General features: G+C 44.3%; 19 protein-coding genes and 1 tRNA gene. 16 read left to right on the forward strand and 4 right to left on the reverse strand.

Annotated elements, in window-relative coordinates:
- Positions 1–7: 7 nt before the first annotated feature.
- The gene (locus EO98_RS14995) at positions 8–1,213 is read right to left on the reverse strand and encodes an HD domain-containing protein (RefSeq protein ID WP_048142022.1); all 1,206 of its coding nucleotides are present in this window, start codon (positions 1,211–1,213) and stop codon (positions 8–10) included.
- A 130-nt stretch (positions 1,214–1,343) separates the two neighbouring features.
- Here EO98_RS14995 and cofD point away from each other — a divergent pair, with 130 nt between their 5' ends.
- The 9 genes from cofD to EO98_RS15040 all read left to right on the forward strand — a co-directional run bounded on the left by cofD (position 1,344) and on the right by EO98_RS15040 (position 10,165).
- Positions 1,344–2,267, forward strand: coding sequence for a 2-phospho-L-lactate transferase (gene cofD, locus EO98_RS15000; protein ID WP_048142486.1), 924 nt, complete (start codon positions 1,344–1,346; stop codon positions 2,265–2,267).
- Positions 2,268–2,601: 334 nt separating this feature from the next.
- The gene (locus EO98_RS15005; protein ID WP_235283750.1) at positions 2,602–3,759 is read left to right on the forward strand and encodes an FmdE family protein; all 1,158 of its coding nucleotides are present in this window, start codon (positions 2,602–2,604) and stop codon (positions 3,757–3,759) included.
- A 494-nt stretch (positions 3,760–4,253) separates the two neighbouring features.
- Positions 4,254–4,823: a hypoxanthine/guanine phosphoribosyltransferase gene (gene hpt / locus EO98_RS15010; RefSeq protein ID WP_048142023.1), complete on the forward strand. Its 570-nt coding sequence runs from the start codon at positions 4,254–4,256 to the stop codon at positions 4,821–4,823.
- Positions 4,804–5,811, forward strand: coding sequence for a diphthamide biosynthesis enzyme Dph2 (gene dph2 / locus EO98_RS15015; protein ID WP_048142024.1), 1,008 nt, complete (start codon positions 4,804–4,806; stop codon positions 5,809–5,811). Before hpt ends, dph2 begins: the two co-directional genes overlap by 20 nt.
- A gap of 61 nt (positions 5,812–5,872) precedes the next feature.
- On the forward strand, positions 5,873–6,466 hold the full coding sequence (locus tag EO98_RS15020) for an METTL5 family protein (RefSeq protein ID WP_048134719.1): 594 nt from the start codon (positions 5,873–5,875) through the stop codon (positions 6,464–6,466).
- A 439-nt stretch (positions 6,467–6,905) separates the two neighbouring features.
- Complete coding sequence (locus EO98_RS15025) at positions 6,906–7,892, forward strand: exosome complex RNA-binding protein Csl4 (protein ID WP_048142025.1); 987 nt, start codon at positions 6,906–6,908, stop codon at positions 7,890–7,892.
- A gap of 116 nt (positions 7,893–8,008) precedes the next feature.
- A complete protein-coding gene (locus tag EO98_RS15030) occupies positions 8,009–8,287 on the forward strand; it encodes a DNA-directed RNA polymerase subunit L (RefSeq protein WP_048134721.1) in 279 nt (92 codons plus the stop codon).
- Between the two features lie 385 nt (positions 8,288–8,672).
- A complete protein-coding gene (gene pscS / locus EO98_RS15035; RefSeq protein ID WP_048142026.1) occupies positions 8,673–9,833 on the forward strand; it encodes an O-phospho-L-seryl-tRNA:Cys-tRNA synthase in 1,161 nt (386 codons plus the stop codon).
- Between the two features lie 188 nt (positions 9,834–10,021).
- Positions 10,022–10,165: a hypothetical protein gene (locus tag EO98_RS15040; RefSeq protein WP_162197359.1), complete on the forward strand. Its 144-nt coding sequence runs from the start codon at positions 10,022–10,024 to the stop codon at positions 10,163–10,165.
- A 70-nt stretch (positions 10,166–10,235) separates the two neighbouring features.
- Here EO98_RS15040 and lysA read toward each other — a convergent pair whose 3' ends face one another.
- Both lysA and EO98_RS17990 read right to left on the reverse strand, forming a co-directional pair.
- Positions 10,236–11,498 (reverse strand): diaminopimelate decarboxylase, encoded by a 1,263-nt coding sequence (gene lysA, locus EO98_RS15045; protein WP_048142029.1) that lies wholly within the window; start codon positions 11,496–11,498, stop codon positions 10,236–10,238.
- Positions 11,499–11,692: 194 nt separating this feature from the next.
- Positions 11,693–11,920: a hypothetical protein gene (locus EO98_RS17990; protein ID WP_082098638.1), complete on the reverse strand. Its 228-nt coding sequence runs from the start codon at positions 11,918–11,920 to the stop codon at positions 11,693–11,695.
- Between the two features lie 34 nt (positions 11,921–11,954).
- Here EO98_RS17990 and EO98_RS15055 point away from each other — a divergent pair.
- Positions 11,955–12,026, forward strand: a tRNA-Gly gene (locus EO98_RS15055).
- Between the two features lie 145 nt (positions 12,027–12,171).
- Here EO98_RS15055 and EO98_RS15060 read toward each other — a convergent pair.
- Complete coding sequence (locus EO98_RS15060) at positions 12,172–12,579, reverse strand: PaaI family thioesterase (RefSeq protein ID WP_048142034.1); 408 nt, start codon at positions 12,577–12,579, stop codon at positions 12,172–12,174.
- A 284-nt stretch (positions 12,580–12,863) separates the two neighbouring features.
- On the opposite strand from EO98_RS15060, the gene EO98_RS15065 reads away from it, so the two are divergent.
- The 6 genes from EO98_RS15065 (at position 12,864) to cysS (ending at position 19,741) form a co-directional block, all read left to right on the forward strand.
- On the forward strand, positions 12,864–13,640 hold the full coding sequence (locus tag EO98_RS15065) for an isoprenylcysteine carboxylmethyltransferase family protein (protein WP_052734560.1): 777 nt from the start codon (positions 12,864–12,866) through the stop codon (positions 13,638–13,640).
- 230 nt (positions 13,641–13,870) lie between these two features.
- Positions 13,871–14,239, forward strand: coding sequence for a rhodanese-like domain-containing protein (locus EO98_RS15070; protein ID WP_235283751.1), 369 nt, complete (start codon positions 13,871–13,873; stop codon positions 14,237–14,239).
- Positions 14,240–14,327: 88 nt separating this feature from the next.
- Positions 14,328–14,987 (forward strand): isoprenylcysteine carboxylmethyltransferase family protein, encoded by a 660-nt coding sequence (locus EO98_RS17565; protein WP_052734561.1) that lies wholly within the window; start codon positions 14,328–14,330, stop codon positions 14,985–14,987.
- A 467-nt stretch (positions 14,988–15,454) separates the two neighbouring features.
- Positions 15,455–17,473 (forward strand): cation:proton antiporter, encoded by a 2,019-nt coding sequence (locus EO98_RS15080; RefSeq protein ID WP_048142038.1) that lies wholly within the window; start codon positions 15,455–15,457, stop codon positions 17,471–17,473.
- An 81-nt stretch (positions 17,474–17,554) separates the two neighbouring features.
- Complete coding sequence (locus tag EO98_RS15085) at positions 17,555–18,148, forward strand: Maf family nucleotide pyrophosphatase (RefSeq protein ID WP_048142040.1); 594 nt, start codon at positions 17,555–17,557, stop codon at positions 18,146–18,148.
- 171 nt (positions 18,149–18,319) lie between these two features.
- Complete coding sequence (gene cysS, locus EO98_RS15090; protein WP_048142042.1) at positions 18,320–19,741, forward strand: cysteine--tRNA ligase; 1,422 nt, start codon at positions 18,320–18,322, stop codon at positions 19,739–19,741.
- The last annotated feature ends 51 nt before the right edge of the window (positions 19,742–19,792 follow it).

Consider the following 19,792-nt stretch of genomic DNA (forward strand, 5'->3'; position numbering starts at 1 on the left):
CGGTATTTTAAGTTTTTTCCAGATCACTCAGCTTAAATTGTTTTGTGGTTTTTTTTACGTTAAAGTATTCCTTTGCAGCTTTTCCCACGGCTTCACAGTGCTCTTTCGGGCTGTAGACTCCCATTCTCCAGTTATCCATATGGGCTTCCTGCAGGATTGATACGAAATGTGAAGCTTCATTAAGCGGGATCATCCTGTGATCTGCTTTTATCATTGCTTTCATTTCCAGCATTTCAGGAGTCTTTGGAATATCCACAATCACGAATTGTGGGTCTACTCCTGCAAGTTCTGCAATCTCCTTTTCAGTTCTCTCAATTTTATCACGGTGCTTGAGCACACCTTTTCCTGCATCTTCAAGCCCTGTATAAAGCGCCCGCTTATAGAGTTTGCGCGCATCCAGCCGCCTTGCAAGTTCTCCTGCATATCCGCTTGCGTTTCGCATGGCCGCTATCAGGTCGGTGTCATCCATCTGCCTGAGCCTGGCCGGGTCAAGTTCCCTATTTTTTATCATGTACTCCACGGTTTTTGAGCACATCGCTTCCGAGATTCTGGTCACGTGATGATAGTAAACCGAGGTATTCATCCAGAAACGGGAAACCAGAAGAGATTCGGCAGCTTTCAATCCTCCGTAGTCGACAACAAGCCTGTCTTCGTAAAAGTGCATCTGGTTGATCAGGCGGTTGTAGTCCACGACCCCGAAAGCAACGCCTGTGTAATGAGCGTCCCTGACAAGGTAGTCCATCCTGTCCACATCGATCTCACTGCTGAGGATCTGCCCTAAAGAGGTCTCGCCTTTGACGTGTTTTGCAAGGTCTCCGGGGGAAATCCCGTGCTTTTTCAGCACTTCTTTTATTTCCCCTTTCCCTACAATTTCCTTTACATCATCATGCCTGTGCCGGGTATACTTGTCGATAACATTCTCGGTTACGTGGGAAAAAGGCCCATGCCCTACATCGTGCAAAAGGGAGGCAGCTCTTATCTCCTTTTTTTTATCCTCTTCAATAGAGTCGAGGTTTTTCATCAGCATGGAGGCAAGGTGCATGGTCCCGAGGGAGTGTTCAAAACGGGTATGGTTTGCTCCCGGATATACAAGATTTGAAAAGCCAAGCTGCTTGATCCTTCTGAGGCGCTGCATCTGTGGGGTAGCCAGAAGTTCCTGGACGATTTCATCCATTTCGATGTAACCGTGTACGGGATCAAGGACAACTTTCATTATTCTTTAGACAGATGTCATTATATATTGCTGTATCTATTACTTTGATGCTATTACTTTGATACTGCATAAGTTGCAGAAGCACCTGCCTACCCGAAGGCTGAAAAAAAATCAGGGAAAAGGTATTATCATGATCATATTGTCAGGAGGCACCGGAACTCCCAAACTCCTTGACGGGCTCAAGGAAATCCTCCCGCCGGAGGAACTGACCGTTGTTGTAAACACTGCCGAAGACTTGTGGGTTTCTGGGAACCTGATCTCTCCAGACCTCGATACAGTTCTCTATCTCTTCTCAGACCAGATCGACCGGAAGAAATGGTGGGGTATAGAAAACGATACCTTCCGGACTTATGAGCGCATGCAGGAACTCGGGGTCGAAGAAAGTATGAGGCTCGGGGATCGGGATCGTGCAACCCATATTATCCGCTCAAACCTCATCCGGGGTGGGGCATCTCTTACGGAAGCTACAGTAAAGCTTGCATCCCTTTTAGGGATCGATGCAAGCATTCTACCTATGTCAGATGATCCGGTTTCTACCTGTATCGAGACCCTGAATGGGGTTATGCATTTTCAGGATTTCTGGGTTGGAAAACACGGAGAGCCCGATGTGCTTGGAGTTGACATAAGAGGCGTTTCCGAAGCTTCAGTTGCTCAAAAGGTCATGGAAGCCCTTGAGAAGGATGACAGAGTCCTCATAGGCCCGAGCAACCCCATAACCAGCATAGGTCCTATTATTTCCCTGCCGGGGATGAGAGAACTGCTGAAAAAGAAAAAGGTGGTCGCAGTAAGCCCTATAATAGGCAATGCTCCTGTCAGCGGGCCTGCCGGGAAGCTGATGCAGGCCTGCGGGCTTGAAGTCTCTTCCATGGGAGTTGCGGAGTACTATCAGGAATTCCTTGACGTCTTTGTTTTCGATGAAAGGGATCGGGCAGACGAATTCGCGTTCGAGAGACTTGGCTGCCGTGCCTGTCGTGCTGATACCCTGATGACCTCAACAGAGAAAAGCAGGGAACTGGCAGAGTTCGTAGTCGGACTTTTTGACACCGTATTCTGATTTTTCAATTTTCCATTTTAACTTTTTTTCTTTCTTTTCTTTCCCGTAAATTTCCTTTTTAACTTTTTCTCTTTCTTTTCTTTCCTGTAAATTTCCTTTTTAATTTTTTTCTCTCTTTTCTCTTTCCCGCAAATTCCTTTTCTTTCTCTTTTTCCTACTTATATGGTCTTCAACGTTAACAAAATTCGAAAGTTTTATGTATTCTTTTTTCTTCTTTTGTAACACTAAAAAACATAAAATTGAAATTTTATCTTAATTTTTAAGTTTAATTTTTTGGCAAATGCCATTGTTTTCCCGATTAAATAAATTATTAACGGGTAGTAGAGGAAAAAGCATGATTGGAAGAAGTGTAATTGCTAACAGGAAAATCAAAACAAAAATCATAGATTTTGTTTTACTTACAATACTTGTTTTCTCCCTTGGTTCTATTCAAGGGATGGCAGCTGAAGCCGATAACCAGGAGTTGATGACTCGGGTTTTTGCCGCAGCCGAAGAAAGCCTCGGAGACATCGGACCTGAAGACACCCTTATAATCACGGACATCGGTTCTCCTGCGGAGTCTTATGTTTTTCTGGATGATTTCTATTCGGAGTTTTATGGAAGGGAGTTACTGTACACAAAGAACTTGCTTATAGTCCAGAACGCCAGGAATGCCCCTCTCTGGTTTGCTTTCTTTGACAAATCCAGCGGAGACTGCACTTTTATCGAGGTTTCATATGGAGCTGAGAATGAGATCAGTTACCAGGTAACTGAAAATATAGACTTTGATACACTTTCAGAAAACCCGGAGTCCATAGCCGCCTGGAATGAAAAAGTAAGCTCAAAGGTGTTTGACGGGCGTGAATTTGCCATTCTTACAATCTCCAATGGCTGGGCCACCGGAAGTTTAGATTATGAACTGATGCAGTGCCTGGAATTGCACAACCACTTCTGTCCCGGGGTTTCAAGCGGCTATGTACTTGCAAACTGGATGGAAGAGAATTATCCGCTTGAAGATGGGGTAAGTTACACGGTTTTCTCCTGCCCCAACTGGTGTAAAGAAGATGTTTTTGTAAAGCGCTGGGATGCATCTCCCGGAAAAGGAGGGGTCTGGGTATCTGCGCTGACAGATGAAGAAATAGAAGCCATTGGTGGATCTCCTGCCGGAATCTTCGTGGTTACGGATAAAAACGCCGGAACTATGCAGGCAGTGGTACTCGGGTTTGACTTTGATGTCGTGCGTGCGGAGTGTGGGGCAAAAGAAGAAGATCCTGCCTGGATTTCGAAATACTTGATGGACCGTTGTCTTATGGACAGGAAAAACTGGGATAAGGAAGGACTTGTTACGGAAATCGCAGTCATTGACATTGATGAGGATACCCTGATCGAAATGAAACAGGCGGGTGCCAATCCCTATGTTGTCCTTGGGCTGCTCAACCCGGCAGGAAATGTCAATCCCTCAAGAAACGGGTTTCCTGGAATCGGCAGATGGATGAATAAATCTAAAGCCTGAATGAAAGCCTGATATTTTATAGTTGAGAGCTTTTGACGGGTTTTTTTAACCCTTTTTCTTTTTGCTTTTTTTTGCTTTTTTTTCTTTGGTATGAAGGTACGTAATTTGAAAGGTACTTTCTTTTCTTTGTGCTTGTTATTTGAAGAATTTCATGTTTGTTTTTACTTTTTCCGTCTTCGTTTTTCCACAGTCAAACTATTCTTTTTTATAGCTCTCTTATTTTTTCCAGAACTCTTTACCTTTATTATCCTTAAATTTATTAACACTGACATAGCTATTTATTATAAATTTCCATGCGTCCCGGATGTAAATGGAACTGGAAAACCAAAGTTATATCAAGTACTTCAATGTTTCCTGAAATTGATTTATCTTTCCCGGTAGCGTGTTTGTATATCCGTATCCGCTTCAGGGGGCAGTATCCTCGAGGGAGCAGAATATTATTTCAGGGTTTTTTACTTCCCGGAATATTGAGACAGCCAAAAAAGGTTAAAACCATGCTTGAAAGACTGAAATATTCACTAATTAACTCCCCTGTGATAAAGCGAGGGGAATATAACTATTTTATCCATCCTATTTCTGATGGTGTACCTTCCATCGATCCCCATATGGTAGAAGAGATTTCCGATTACATCGCAGAGATAGCAGATATGAACGTTGACACTATCCTGACTGTGGAAGCTATGGGCATCCCGGTTGCAAATGCCCTTTCCCTTAAAACCGGAATCTCTCTTACCATCGTCCGGAAGCGCCCTTACTTCCTTGAAGGAGAAGTGGAACTCTCCCAGAGCACAGGCTATTCGAAAGGTGTCCTCTATATAAATGGGCTCAAAAAGGGAGACCGAATAATTATCGTTGACGACGTTATCAGTACGGGTGGAACGCTTCTTGCACTTGTAAAGGCGTTGCAAAATATGGGCGTCGAAGTAAAAGATGTAATTTCCGTTATAGGGCGCGGAGACGGCTATCTTAAGCTAAAGGAACTCGGATTTAAACCCAAGGTTCTCGTCACAATTGATGTTAGTGAGAAAGGCGTGGAGATAAAGGATGTCTTTGGGGATCAGTGAAGCATTCGATTTAAGGCCTGATTATATAATCAGCGTGATAAAGGATACGAAAGCAAAGTTTGTGGGCTTTCAGTTTCCTGAAGGGCTGAAACGCAAAGGTCCGAAACTTGCAAAAGCCGTTGAGGAAGCTACCGGAGCCGAGGTTCTCATCTCAGGAGATCCCTGTTTTGGGGCATGTGATCTTGATCGGACTCTCCTTGATCATGTTGATATTCTTTTCCACTTCGGGCATGCGGAACTGGAAGATGTCAAGCTTTCGGATAAAGTGTACTTTATCGAAACCCGCTCATCAATTGATGTCCGGCCTGTTGTTGAGAAGGCTGTCCGGGAACTTAAAGGAGAGAGAATAGGTCTGATCACCACTGTCCAGCATGTCCATAAGCTTCCGGATGCATGCAGTGTGCTTGAGAAACTGGGAAAAACCTGTGTTATCGGACGCGGTGACTCCAGGATTGCCTATGCAGGGCAGGTGCTCGGCTGCAATTTTTCGGCAGCGAGGGATGAAGACTGTGATGAGTACCTTTATATCGGAAGCGGGGATTTCCATCCCCTCGGGGTATCCCTTTCCACAAAAAAACGTGTCCTTGCAGCTGACCCATTTTCCGGTGAAGTCCGCGAGGTTAACCCTTCAAAGGTTCTCCGCCAGCGGAGTGCGGTAATTGCAAAGTCTCTGGATGCGCAGGTTTTCGGGATCATTGTCTCAAGCAAAAATGGGCAGAAGAGGATAGAACTTGCTTCTTCTCTCAAAGAACTTGCAAGGAAACATGGAAAAGAAGCACACCTGATCCTTATCGATCTCGTAACTCCTGATCAGCTGCTTCAGTTCAAGGTAGACGCTTTCGTAAACACCGCCTGTCCCAGGCTTGCTGTGGATGAAGTGGGACGTTTTCCTTCCCCAATGCTAACGCCACAGGAGTTTGAGATCGTGCTTGGAGAACGTGAATGGGAAAAGCTTGTACTGGACGAAATTACCGAGGAACCTGTATAACCTTTTACCAAATGCCTGCATAACCTCTTACCAGATATAATACAAAGAAAAATCAAAAGATATGAAACAGAGAAAACTTGAAATGCTGCTTGAAGAAGTCGAAGGGTTTTCTGATCCCGAACTTGATCTTGAACAATACCAGACTCCTTCTCCCCTTGCTGCGGAAATACTCCATTTTGCTTATATGCAGGGAGACCTTGAAGAATCAGTTCAGGACCTGGGCTGCGGTACCGGTATTCTTGCAATAGGGGCAAAACTTCTGGGAGCCAGGGAAGTCGTGGGGTATGATACGGACCCGAAGGCGCTTGAGGTTGCAAAAAAAAATGCCGAAAAGCTTGGAGTGGAGGTGGAGTTCGTTTGCTCCGATATTACGGAAGTCTCAGGGCATGTAAAAACCACACTTATGAACCCTCCATTCGGGGCAAGAGTTAAAGGCAGGGACAGACCCTTTCTTTCGTCAGCATTAAGAACAAGTGAGGTAATATATTCCATCCACAACCGCGGAAGCCTTGCTTTTATCCAAAAGTTCATTAAGCCTGCGGTCATTACACACTCTTACGTTGCGAAATTCCCTCTAAAAAGGACTTTCGATTTCCATCAAAAAGAAAGAGAAATTATTGAGGTAGAGATTTACAGGGTTGCTGTTCATGAATAAAGCCTGTGTTCAGGAGCCATTTAAGGCCTCATGTTTTACAGCTTTGCATCTTCAGATTTCATTTTAAAAGGCGGAATTAATAACTCTATTGTATAGAGTATTGTATAGAGAACAGGTCATGGTGTTAAGAATAAATCCGTAATACATAGAACAAATCCATGGCGTAGACAGATACTTTGGGACAGATAATCTGAAATAAATAAGCTGGGGTACTTTACAATAATCTAATTTGTATGTATTGAAATGTATGCCATGCTGCAAGGGAAGAATTAACTGGAAGATATTAAGAAAGGAAATTACTCCTATTCCTCCCGAAGATGAGTTCTCTATGAGTTCAATTGCCGCCAAAAACTCTATAATGAAAACTCTCTAAAGATTACTGAAAAACCATTAAAACGACTTATCTATCCACTAATAGCGATAATTCGAATGAGGGATCATGATTAGAATCCGAAAAAATAAAACTACTAGGAAAAAATTAACAGGTCCTGGTGAAGGAAAGACGATTGCTGAAAAATCGGTCCCTGCAACTGCAGAAAGCAGGGACCAGTCAAGGGACCAGTCAAGGAGCCCTCAAAGGGAGCAGTCCCGGGACAAGTTTAAAAGCCAGCCCCGAACCCAGTCCAGGGATCAGTTCAAGGGTCCGGCAAGGGACCAGTTTAGAGGTCAACCCAGGGGCCAATCCAGAGGTCAGCCCAGGGATCAGTTCAAGGGTCAGTCTAGAGACCAGCCCACAGATCAGTTCAAAGGCGACCCTAACAAAAAGAGAAGGTTCCCATATCCTAAGAAAACTCCCCGAGATAGGAAGGAAATGTCAGGATCCAGGCCTCCTGTCGAAGAAGTCGTGAGATCTGAAGAAGACCTTGAAAAAGGAGGTTTTGTTCTTCCGGGAGAACTTGTCGGAACTACAGAGGAATTCAAACCAGGCGAAGGAACAGCAGTAATTGCTGGAGATATTTATTCTACTGCTACAGGCAATGTACTCATTGACCGAAAAGCCAGAGTGGTCCTGGTTAAGCCAAATACTCTTACTCCAAATCTCCTTAAAGTAGGAAACATAATTTACGGCAGGATCACTGACGTCCGCGAGTCCGGGGCAATGGTGGAAGTTGCAGCAATTGAAGGAAAAGAAAACAGGGAAATTGTCAGCTCAAGGCCCGGAGATATCCACGTTTCAAATGTAAGGGATGCCTATGTCAAGAGACTGTTAGATGAGTTCAGACCGTCTGATCTTATAAGAGCCAAAGTCATTGAAGTTGACAGAATGCGCCTTACCACAGCCGAAGATTCCCTTGGAGTTGTAAAAGCTTACTGCTCAAACTGCAGAGGGGAACTTGTGCTGGAAGGGAAAAAGCTTAAATGCCCTGTCTGCAATATGACTGAAACCCGTAAGATTTCAACCGAGTACGGGAAAGGAATAAGGTAAATTTCTCTTTCCCTATCTTACTTTATGCAGGTTTCGACATTTTATGATAAATTATGTATTTTATGGCAGGCTGTTTATAGCAGGCTATATTATTCACCATTTACAGGTGGTCACCAATGGAACTGAACATCATTAACAAAACAAATAACGAGCTCGAAGTCGAGTTCAGAGGCGAAACTCATACCCTTCTCAATCTTCTCAAGGACCTCCTGATTAAAGATGAAAGGGTTGAAGCAGCTTTTTACGATATGAAACACGTGAGCATCAGTGATCCTATCCTTTACATCAAAACCGATGGTACGGACCCGATTCTGATCTTAAAGGAAACGGCAGCAATAATTGTTGCTCAGTGCGATGAGTTTATTGAGGTCTTTGGCAAGGCAGTAAATGCCTGAAGCCTATGACTGCAGGACGTCTTAATAGACGTTTTGCTCATTTTTCTTTATCAGGAGCCTTTTCCTGCTCTGTACTTTCAGGTAAAGGCTTCTGGATAGTATTTCCCTTTTCATTTTATGCTTTTATATAAATGAAATTCGTCTATCCCTTCTATGGTAGTCTTCTTCTATGGTAGTCTTCTTCTATGTTATTTTACTGTCCTTTTTATAGCTATTTCTGGAATACTTTTTTATGAATTCTCGGCATATCACTGGTACGTAGAGTTCTAAGCAGGTTAATTTACATAAGAAATGCTAAATCAATCCACAGTAAATGGTTTTAGTCCAGGCAAGAATTTAATTATTCACATCATAAATTTACAGTTATCACTGAGGTATACATAATATGACACTTGACGACTCATATTTACAGAAGTTTGGTTTCATAAAGCGAGAAACCCTTGGCAGCATAAATATTGACCCTCTTCAGACTGGCGGGCTTTTGACCGAGGCTGCCAGGCAGACTCTTGTTGAATGGGGAGACGGTTACTCTGTCTGCGACTTCTGTGGAGGGGTTCTGGACCAGATTAAAAAGCCTCCTATCCATGATTTCGTACACCAGGCTCTTCCCGAGTTCCTGGGTTGTGATGAGGCAAGGGTCACAAATGGGGCAAGAGAGTCCAAGTTTGCAGTTATGCACTCCATGGGAAAGCCCGGGGACTGGATCGTGCTTGACGGGCTTGCCCACTACTCCTCTTACGTTGCAGCCGAAAGAGCCGGCTTGAATATCAAAGCCGTACCACACGCAGGCAGCCCCGAATACCGCATGGACCCGGAAGGTTACGGCACTGCAATTGAAGAAGTCATCAAAGAAAGTGGAAAACCTCCAGCTCTTGCCCTTGTTACGTATCCTGACGGGAGCTACGGAAACATCCCGGATGCCGGAAAGATAGCGTCCGTCTGCCACGAATACGATGTTCCCCTTCTTCTGAACGGGGCTTACTGTGTTGGAAGGATGCCTGTTTCCGCAAAAGAAATCGGCGCCGACTTTATTGTGGGCAGCGGGCACAAGTCGATGGCAGCGTCCGGGCCTGTCGGAGTGCTCGGGGTAAGTGAAGAGTATGCTCCGATAGTGTTCAGGAAGTCCGAGTACAATAAGGCAAAAGAAGTTGAACTTCTCGGGTGTACTGCTCGTGGGGCTACGGTCATGACCCTGATGGCTTCTTTCCCTGAAGTGGTAAAGCGCGTCCGGAACTGGGACCAGGAAGTCGAAAATGCCCGCTGGTTCTCTGCAAAGCTTCAGGACCTGGGCTTTATCCAGCGCGGACAAACCCCCCACAATCACGACCTTATGTTCTTCGAAGCACCGGGTTTCTATGAGATCTCCCAGAAAGTCAAGAATGGGCGGTACTTCCTATACAAGGAATTGAAGAGCCGCAACATCCACGGCATCAAGTCCGGGCTGACAAAGTATTTCAAGCTCAGCACCTTCGGGGTCGGAAAGGAAAAGCTCGGTGTTGTTGCGGAAGCCTTCGAGGATATCCTGAAAAAGTACGAGACTATTTAAAATCCGCGAAATCAGATCGTTTTTGATGCCCGGGAGTAATCTGACAGTCTGCTGACAGTCTGTTCCTTACCCCGAGCATCATGATTACTTTTTTGAATCTACCTTTTGAAACCGGGATTAGACTCTCATTCCGAATGATGGATTTCTCTGAAAATGTCTTATTCCGAATGATGGATTTCTCTGAAAAGATGCTTGAACACGAAAAGGTGCAGAAAGAGTTTCTCGGTCCTCAGTGCATGATCAAGTACCTTGAACCTGGGGCAGGTCAGGGCTTGATATGGCAAAGGGTTTCCGAATCAACAGACGGATCTCGAAAAGCGAAGGTAAAATGAGAATGTGTAAAGGAAGGTAAAAAAAGATAGAAAGTTTCAGGCGTCTGCCTGTTTTTAAGCTTTTAAGTTTTCACCTGAAATCTTTCAGTTCCTCAAAATCAAGGGTTGCAAAATAGTCCTCGATGGTCTCAGCCCTGCGGATCTGCACAACGCTTCCGTCTTCTCTCAGCAGGAGTTCGGCAGAGCGGAGTTTTCCGTTGTAGTTGAATCCCATGGCGTGCCCGTGGGCTCCGGTGTCGTGGATTGCCAGGACGTCACCTATTTCGATTTCAGGAAGCATCCTGTCGATTGCAAACTTGTCGTTGTTTTCGCAGAGGGAGCCGGTTACGTCGTATTTGTGGGCAGGAGCTGCCTTTTCTTTTCCGAGGACGGTTATGTGGTGGTATGCCCCATAAATTCCAGGGCGCATGAGGTTTGCCATGCAGGAGTCCATCCCAACATAGTCCTTGTACGTGCTTTTGAGGTGCCTGACCTGAGAGACAAGATAGCCGTAGGGGCCTGTGATGACCCTGCCGCATTCCAGGTAGACCTTGAGTGGAGCGAGCCCGTTAGCTGTGATGGTGGCGTCGTAGGCTTCTTTCACGCCTTTTGCTATGGTTTCCAGGGAGACTGGCTCCTGCTCGGGCCTGTAGGGGATGCCTATTCCTCCGCCGAGATTTACGAATTCGAACCGGATTCCAAGTTCCTTTGAGATCTCAACTATGAGTTCGAAGAGAATCCTTGCGGTTTCCGCGAAATAATCGGGATTAAGTTCGTTCGATGCAACCATTGTGTGCATTCCGAAGCGCTTTACGCCTTTATCCCTGAGGATCCTGTACCCTTCAAACATCTGTTCCTTTGTAAAACCGTACTTTGCCTCTTCCGGCTTTCCGATGATTTCGTTTCCTTCTTTCAGGGAGCCGGGGTTGTACCTGAAGCAGACTATTTCCGGAAGTCCCGCATACTTTTCCAGGTAGGGGATGTGGCTGATGTCGTCAAGGTTGATGTAGCCTCCCAGTTCCTTTGCTTTTACAAACTCATCAGCCGGCGTATCATTAGAACTGAACATAATATCGTCGCCGGTCATCCCTGCTTTTTCCGCAAGGATCAGCTCGGGAAGGGAACTGCAGTCCGCCCCGAAACCCTCTTCTTTGAGGACCTTAAGGATGAAGGGGTTAGGGAGAGCTTTTACAGCAAAAAACTCTTTGAAGCCGGGAACGTCTTTAAAGGCGGATTTCATTCTTCTGGCGTTTTCCCGAATGGCTTTCTCATCGTAAATATGAAAAGGGGTGGGATATTTTTCCATTATTTTCAGGATATCTTCTTTGTTGAAGGGGAGGTCCTTTGAAACCATTATTGTAACCTTTTGCCTGATTTTTGTTTAAATCGATTTTAATACCAATTTGAACTTTTATTCCTTTATTAGTTTTTCCACTATCTCGGGTACTGCATAAAAAAGTATTGATCTATGGAAATAGAACGTTGTTTTAAAATACGTTAACTTTCCGTTATTTAATGCCAGTCTCGTATAACTCGGCTATTTCCGGATTATCCCTCATCTCGTCCTCTTTGAGTTCCCAAAAAACTCATCAATCCTATGATTCTCTTATGGGGCGCGAGCTTTTCAACCTCCTCAATAAGTTCTGCAAGCTCTTTAAACCGCGTCATTGCCCCCTCAAGTTTCAGAAACAGATATTCACTTTCATCGAGGGGTAAACCAGTATTTTCCGACATCTCGTCCCTTTTACCGAAAACTTTAATATCTAAAAGATGCATGAGATGAGTACACAGCAGTTCCTTAAGACAGTTTGCGACCGTGGTTTAGTGGCTATGACCTGAGCTTCCCAAGCTTAGAACCCGGGTTCGAATCCCGGCGGTCGCATCCCAAGCTTTTTTAAAACTTCAATCTGCAAAAAAATGATTATTTTAATTTTAAGCGTTGTTTACTTTTGGTTTTAAGTGTTTTTTACGTTTAATTTAATCTTTGTTTACGGCAGAATTTTTAATTTTCTTTTAATTTTTGGGATTCAAACATCTGAAAAATCAAGTGAAAACTTTTTTCTATAGGCCATTCCCTGAAATATTGCCACGAGGTCTCCTTCGTCATCAGTGATATTTACAGTATATGTGGCAATTTTAGGGTTTATTGAAGTTTCCTTTGCTTCGGCTGTGAGAGTTCCTTTTGTTGCAGCTTTTACAAAAGAGATATTTGCATTGAGTCCAACTGCAGCAGTCCCATATGCATTTGAGGCTGCTGCAAAAGCAAGATCTGCAAGGGTAAACAATGCTCCTCCCTGAACTATATTTAAACCATTAAGATGTTTTTCTTCAATTACCATCCTGGCTTTTGCATATCCCGGGTTAACTTCCAGCAGTTCTATTCCTGCATGTGCAGCGAATTTATCTTTTTTAAAAAGCCGTTTGAGATCTTCCATGTAATTACTCCGATAATTGTCAGTGAACTACCCATCATTGAAATGACGGGTATTCTGCCTTCGTTTTTCGTAAAGGCATGGTTCATTTAACATGTTCACAGTTAAAGTTATTCCTCCAGAACTGCGCCAGCCGGATCTCACTTCTCTCTAATTTCATTTCTCTTTTATTTCCCTTCTGCCATGCCCTGAACTTAGTCATCAAAATCCTTTTGAGCATCAAAAATCATTCCTTCTTAGCGGGTAAACGGGGGACAAAAACCAGTGCCCTCTGGAAAAATTTTCAGTTGAAACTTCTGAAGCGGCAGGGGTTTCTGGCTGAAAGCACAAGGAGTCAGATGGGGATTTTCATGGTTGAAATGGTGGAAAAGGACACCGAATTCTGGAAAGCATTTTCTCGGAGGGTTGTACAGGTCCTTACAGGCTTATTCCTGATGGCAGCAGTCTTCTTTCTCTCTGCCGGTCGGGCCGACCTTCCCAGGGCATGGCTCTTCTTCGGACTGTATTCAGTTTCGTTGCTCTCCAATATGGTTATTTTTCTCAAGTTTAACCCGGAGGTCATCAGAGCACGGAGCAAAATAATCCGGGAGGAAATGAAGTGGTGGGACAGGATTTTTGTTGTTCTCTACATCCTGCTTATTATCCTGATGTTTATTGTGTGCGGCCTCGATGTGGGAAAGTTTCAGCTTTCAAGCCCCGGGATGGAGTTTCTGGTTGTCGGCGTGATAATGTTCATCACAGGTTGGCTGTTTGTAGCGTGGGCAATGGTCGAAAACAAGTTTTTTGAGACAACGGTTCGCATCCAGAAGGACAGGGAACATACGGTTGTTTCCACCGGGCCTTACGCCATCGTCCGGCATCCGGGCTATGCCGGGATGATTCTGTTTTACGGCTGTGCACCGTTTATCATCGGCTCTTTTTACGGGCTAATCCCTGCACTGTTACTTGCTTTTGCTTTCGTTTTCCGTACCTACTTTGAAGACCGGATGCTCTATGAGGAGCTTTCGGGATATAAGGAATATACAACGAAAGTAAGGTACCGGCTTGTTCCATTCATCTGGTAAGGCTGCTGCAAAAGCAGGTAAATATCCAAAACAGATTATAATTTTTGCAAGTAAATAGAATTATATTCAAGAAGCAATTTCTATCTAAAGATAGCATTTGATAGAATACGTACCCAACTACTCTTCCAGATGTTAAACGCAGTAATGGAGGAATCTGCCTGAATAAAAAAAGTTTAATGTATTTTTGTGCTCTTTTTTTCCTGTTTTTGGTAATCTTACTAATTTTTACAATGCAAGAGGAAGACGGTCCTTCCGGGTTTGAAACTGTGAACGTGGACGAAGCAAGGGAATTGATTGAAATGGGCGATATTTTCGTGCTTGACGTCCGCACTCCTGCCGAGTTCAACGAATCGCATATCGAAGGGGCAACCCTGATTCCTGTTACGAATTCCGGCGGATCGAATTTGAGCCCTGATCAGCTGCTTGAAGCCCGGATAAGCGAAGTTCCGAAAGGCAAAAAAATACTGGTTTACTGCAGGAGTGGGCGCAGAAGTGCTGATGCAAGCCAGATACTGGTTGATGCCAGCTACACTGGTGTTTATAACATGGGAGGCGGAATCAATGAATGGATAGCAGCAGGGTATCCTGTCGTAAGTTAAGCAGGCCGAAAAACCGGCGGTCAACACGCGCTGAGACGCCATACATCCAGGAAAAATTAAAAAACAATCATTTCGATTAAGCATGTAAATGATAGGGAAAAATAGCAGGAAAAAAGACCGGATAAGCTGGGTTATAAGCATCTTTATGCTTTTACTGACGGCTGCAGCCTGGATTAGAATGGACAAAAGTTGGGGCTCTTTAAACCATCTGCCGGTCTATCTTTACGTAGGAGTCCTTGTATTCTATCTGCGGGCAGAAAAATTCGCATACAAAGGCTCGGACCTTTCAGGAACACAGTCAAATAAATGGACTCGCCACCTGCTTTTATTCTTCTGGTGGCTGCTGTTAATTGTCCCGGCTCTCGAATACAGCCTTTTTCCGCGGTACAACTTTGCCGTTATAATTACAGGAGCAGTGCTGACAGTAATTGGGACGGTTCTCCGGGCCTGGGGTATATGGACACTTGGTAAATACTTCTCTGTCCATATAGAGATCCAGGACAACCATGAGCTTATCGAAAACGGTCCCTATAAATTCATCAGGCATCCGGCTTATGCAGGAAACATAATACAGGCTGCAGGAATTCCTCTTATCCTCAATGCTTACTATTCCCTCAGCATATCGGCAGTACTGATTTTCCTGTTCTTATACAGGTTGAAGCTCGAAGAAGAAGTCTTAATACGGGAAGTTAAAGGGTACAGAGATTATGTAAAAAGAACGGACAGGCTGGTCCCGAAGGTGTGGTAAACCCAAAAAGTATGGTGGACTAAAATATCGTAGATTCAAATTATGATAAGCTTAAACACAGTCAAGCAATCAGTCAAGCAACAATTGATATTTCTTGACTGATGAATGAACCGGGCCTATTCACAAACTTCTATACTCTTTTGTGCCCAAACATTTTTTATTTATTAATCTGCATCTCTTTTTTTAAACCAGGTTGCTACATTTTTTCTCTTCTAATTTCACCTGCTAATGAGGACAATCACAAATATTTATATACCCAATATCCTATCGTAAACACTATATCTCTTGATAAATATTTGTTTATCTACAGTATAAATTATTTGCTGAATAGGTGAGCATAAGTGTTTCATAATGAGTTAAGTGTTTCATCTATACTCCGAGCTATTATGTCCCTTAAAGATTCAAGAAACTTCACTTTCAGAAATTTTAATCTATCTTTGTTCTGATTTCCAGAGGCGCAAAACGAAATGGAATTCTCTGTACTGGCACATGTTGATGTCATTCTTGGCTTTGCCATCTTCATCCTTACCATATTTTCCAAATTTGAAGTCCCTCCGGTGATGGGCTTTCTTGTAACCGGAATGCTGATCGGGCCTTATGGGCTTGGAATTCTTAACGGTGGGCAGAATGTAGACCTGAATTCCGAGCTCGGGGTTGTCTTTTTGCTTTTTACGATAGGAGTTGACCTCTCCTTAAAAGAACTCTGGAAAATGAAAACTGCCGTAATGGTCGGAGGCTCTCTCCAGATTCTCTTAACGACAGCGATAGTTTTTATTGTATGCTCATATCTCGGTTTTAGTCCTGCTACCTCTACTTTTCTCGGTTTCTTAATTTCACTTAGCAGTACTGCGATCGTACTCAAAGTTTTTCAGGACCGAAATGAAGTCTATACTCCCCAGGGAAAAACATCGCTTGCAATTCTGATCTTTCAGGACCTGGCTATCGTACCTCTGATCCTGATCACTCCTATACTTGCAGGAAGTTCTGTGAGTTTTGATGGAGCCCTTCAGAGTATGTTCTTCAAAGGTTCCCTCATTATCCTGGTTTTTATCCTGAGCGCCAAATTTCTGGTTCCCTGGATATTTTACCATGTAGGCAGGACAGGTAGCAAACAACTCTTTCTTGTGAGTGTTGTTTTCATCTGCTTATCCGCAGCAGTCTTTACTTCCAGCATCGGGCTGTCTCTAGCTCTCGGAGCCTTTTTAGCCGGAATCGTTATATCCGGGTCCCAGTACAGCCAGCAGGCAATGGGTAATATCTTACCTTTGAAAGACATGTTCATGAGTTTTTTTTTCGTGTCCATAGGTATGCTTCTTGATATCAGTTATCTTCTTGATCATCTCCCTCTTCTCATCCTTGCAGCAGCGGCCCTTATTCTTATAAAAGCAGTGGCAGGGGTCGCTATAACCTTCCTCCTGGGATACCCGCTCCGTACAACTATACTTACAGGACTCGCACTTTCACAGGTAGGAGAATTCTCCTTTGTCCTTTCGAGGCTGGGGCTGGAATACTCTCTTCTGACAGAGGAGACTTACCAGGCATTTCTGGCAGTTTCAATCGTTACTATGGGAGTTACACCCTTTTTGATTAATGCTTCTTACAAACCTGCTGACTTTCTTATCAAGAAGGTATCTGGCACTGATTTCGGTATGAAGCTGGTAAAAGGGTTGTACTCCGAATCCTTTGAAGAGAAAGAAAATGTCGAGCCTGACATGAAAGACCACCTTATAGTCGTAGGATTTGGTTTTTCCGGGAAGACAATCTCAAATGCAGCAAAAACCGCAGACATCCCATATATTATTGTAGAATCAAACCCCGAAATTGTTAAGCAGGAAACGATGAAAGGGGAAAGAATACAATATGGAGATGCAGTATTTGGGGCTGTACTGGAACATGCGGGAATAAAGAATGCAAGAGTCCTTGTAATTGGTATCTCCGACGCAGATGCTACAAGGAAAATAGTAGAGAAAGCAAAGGAGCTGAACCCTAACATCTGCGTCATTGCAAAGGTACACGACCTGCAGGAAATGAAGCGGCTCAATGCACTGGGCGCAGATGAAATAATCCCGGAAGAATACGAAACTTCAGTAGAGATCTTTGTCCGCCTGCTTGAAAAATATCTTGTCCCCAGGGAAGCCATCGAAAAAATGGTAGATGATGTGAGGGCTAACGGTTACAGGAGATTGCGAAAACTTGTTGTTGACACAGGCGTTGACAGCGGGTTCAGCATAAAGGACGGGCTTCCGGGAATCGATATTCAGGTTCTCAAAGTGGGAAGGGGCTCTGATTTCGACGGAAAAACCCTTGCAGACCTGGAGTTCAGGAAAAAGCATGGAGTAACTGTACTTTCGGTTCGCAGACGCTCAAATATGATCTCTACTCCAGCCGGTGACTTCCTTCTTCAGGAAAACGATGCCTGTATCCTCCTGGGAAAACCTGAGGAACTGTATAATGTAAGAAAGTTTTTTGAAAGTGTCCGGGGATAACCGGCACTTCTCCTCTTATTTTTTTTAATTTTTCCCATTCCATCCATACAAATATATCCTATCCGTCCAGATTTTTTCCCCATGCGCAGGATAATTCTCGCGTCTGCATCCCCAAGGCGAAAAGAACTGCTTAAGCAGCTGATCGGAGACAATTTTATTGTTTTCCCGAGTTCTTATGAAGAACCTCCTCAGCCGGGTATGAACCCTGAAGAGCTTCTTCTGAAGCATTCCGTTGAAAAAGCCAGGGACGTGGCAAAACACTTCGATTCCGGGATTGTAATTTCTGCTGATACGTCGGTGCTCTATAATGGAGAAATCCTGGGAAAACCGCACCTGCCGGAAAAAGCTAAGGAAATGCTGGAAAAGTTAAGTGGAAAGAAGATTCAGGTTATAACCGGACTCACGGTCCTGGACCTTGACATCGCGCAGGAAATCAGTGAATCCGAGTCAACAAACGTCTGGATGGCTAACATAAGTAAAGAACAGATTTCAGCTTACGTAAGGACGGGAGAACCTCTGGATAAAGCAGGGGCTTTTGCAGCTCAGGGAAAAGGGGCGGTGCTGGTGGAAAAAGTTGAGGGGGATTTCTTTAATGTGGTTGGACTTCCTCTTTTTCGGCTGGGTAAAATTCTGGAAAGGCTTGGGGTATCGGTGTTTGAAGAAGGCTTTTCCTGACTCTCCTTTCTCTTTAGGGAATTTCAGGCTCTTTTATCAGGAGTTTTGCCAGAAGCTGCAAAAGTAATAAAGCAATTGGAAGTAATAGTAGAAAATAGGGCTAATAGCAGATAGGGCTAATAGCAGATAGGGCTAATTTTTCCCATAATTAAATAACCAGAGGCGTGCCGAATGCTGCAAGTCTACAATACCTTGACAAGAGAAAAAGAGATATTCAAACCTGTAAAGGAAGGTGAAGTTTCGATTTATGCCTGCGGGCCTACGGTCTACAATATGCCCCATATAGGTAACTATCGGACCTTTCTGATGACGGACAATATTGTGAGGACTCTCGAATACCTCGGGTACAGGGTAAAACTCGTAATGAACATTACGGACATTGATGACAAAACTATCAGGGACTCAAAAGCAGCCGGGATGTCCCTCAAGGACTTTACGGATAAATACACGGCAGAATTCTTCAAAGGCCTTGATCTGTTGAACATAAAGCAGGCGTCATTGTACCCGCGGGCAACAGAAAACGTTGAAGGCATGATCGAACTTGCACGGGAACTGATCGATAAGGGGCTGGCTTACGAAAAAGGCGGTTCGATCTATTACAGGATTTCAGGGTTTCCGGATTATGGCAAGCTTTCAAAGATTGATTTTGATAACATCATAATTGGCGCGTCTGTGGACGTGGACGAGTATGATAAAGACAACCCACGGGATTTTGCTCTCCTTAAAGCCTCTGCGCCTGAGGAAATCGAAAGGGGGATCTATTTTGAAAGCCCCTGGGGGAAAATTCGTCCTGGCTGGCATATCGAATGCTCGGCAATGGCAATGAACAGTTTTGGTCCGACCCTGGACATCCATACCGGAGGTGTGGACCTGATCTTCCCGCACCATGAAAACGAGATCGCCCAGTCAGAGGGTGCAACCGGAAAGCCCTTCGTACGCAACTGGATTCATGGAGAGCACCTTATAGTTGAAGGGGAGAAGATGAGCAAATCCAAAGGAAACGTTTTCACCCTTCCCGAGATCGTTGAGAAGTACGGGGGAGAGGTTGTACGTTTCATGTTCCTTTCAGTGCACTACCGGAAAAAACTGGACTATTCCGAAGCCTTTGCCGAAAACGCAAAAAACAATTATCTGCGGCTTAAAGAGACTCTCGATAACCTCGAATTTGCCCTGAAGGGTACAGACGATGAAGCGTACCCCGGAGACCTTGAAACCCTTGAAACTCTTCCGGAACTTGAGAATCAGTTCAGGCAGGCCCTTGAGGACGATTTCAATACCCCTAAAGCCCTGACCGTTTTCAGGGAACTTTCGCGCGCAGCTAACGTATATCTTGAATCCTGTAAAAACAGGGAAGTTCTGAAAAAAGTTTACTCCCTTTACAGACAGTTTTCGGATGTTCTGGGCCTTTTTGCACAAACAGGAAAAGAGGAAATCCCGGAAGAAGTTGTTAGGCTTGTGGAGGAACGCGAGGCTGCCCGAAAAAAGAAAGACTGGAAAGCTTCCGATGCCCTCCGGGAGAAAATAAAGGCACTTGGCTATGTCGTACAGGACACAAAAGAAGGGCCGAACGTAAAGAAAACCGAAGAAATTTGAAAACAGAAGAGTTGAAATCAGGAATCACAGACACCCCTGACTACTCAGTTT

This window comes from Methanosarcina sp. 2.H.T.1A.6 (assembly GCF_000979455.1).
Classification (GTDB): domain Archaea; phylum Halobacteriota; class Methanosarcinia; order Methanosarcinales; family Methanosarcinaceae; genus Methanosarcina.